This window comes from Mucilaginibacter sp. P4_G9 (assembly GCF_056400985.1).
The window spans coordinates 1-971 of sequence record NZ_JBFUKF010000833.1 but is presented as its reverse complement, the minus strand read 5'-3'; the positions used below and the strand labels follow the sequence as shown (position 1 = coordinate 971).

Sequence of the window (971 nt, the reverse complement as noted above, 5' to 3'; positions counted from 1 at the left end):
GTCTGTATCCCTATATAGACTAATATACTTATCAATTTCAACGTATTGATTTAAAAGTACATTATAATAATAAGACCTTTTATTAAAATAATAGCTTAAATGTCCATATTTTAATTTCCCCAAAGGCTTTAGCCAGGATGTATATCGCTGAAGGTTCATTCTTAACTCCTATGATATAATTTAATGCAGACAATTTATTTAATCCTAATATAGTAATATCCATCAATAGATTAATGTTTTAACGACATTTATTATAAAATATTTTAAAAAAGTAATTATTATTGCGTATTTAAGGCGATTTTCTGAAAATTGTTGGGGATATTGATATTTATTAATACGCACATAGGATTAACTGGAAATTTTTGTTCCTCTGTTTAAATTAAGATGATGGAAAATAAACCTTCAAGGCAAAATATCGTGGCCTTTCCAAAACATGGTGTTTTTGTTTGGGATAAATATATAAAGGGGTTACTGTATTGCAAACTACAGGCATAGGGTTCGAAATCTACAATTTGGAACAGCGGGGGCATCGCCTTCCGTTCATTGCTGTAAAGCGCCGAATCAGATTCGTTTAGCTTATATCTTCCTCAATCGCACAAGCATTAATGTTACAATTGATATCAATATAACAACAAGGCCCGCCACAGAAAAGCCATTTAACAATCGGTTCTGTTAAATAAATATAAAGTGTTGACAGGATTACCCAAATCAAAAAATGGGCTAAAATAATAATGGTTTTATTTTTCTTCATGGTACCATCCTGCTTTTTTGTAACAACATCAGCAAAGCTGAGTCAAAACGGAAATAAGAACCCATTATTCACTTAATAAAACTTAATCATGACCATAAAAGAAACCTTTTACCTGCACGGCGATAACCTACTTAAAAAAGTAAAAGAATTGATAGCAGAAGGCAATGTAAGAAAAATCACCATTACAGATCATGCCGGCAAAGAACTCATGAGCTTCCCC

Annotated in this window: 1 protein-coding gene; it reads left to right on the top strand. The window is 31.7% G+C overall.

The features are described from left to right. Positions 1–839 precede the first annotated feature (839 nt). On the top strand, positions 840–971 hold a 132-nt coding region (locus AC1DPZ_RS27990), incomplete at its 3' end, for a DUF4342 domain-containing protein (protein WP_477409698.1).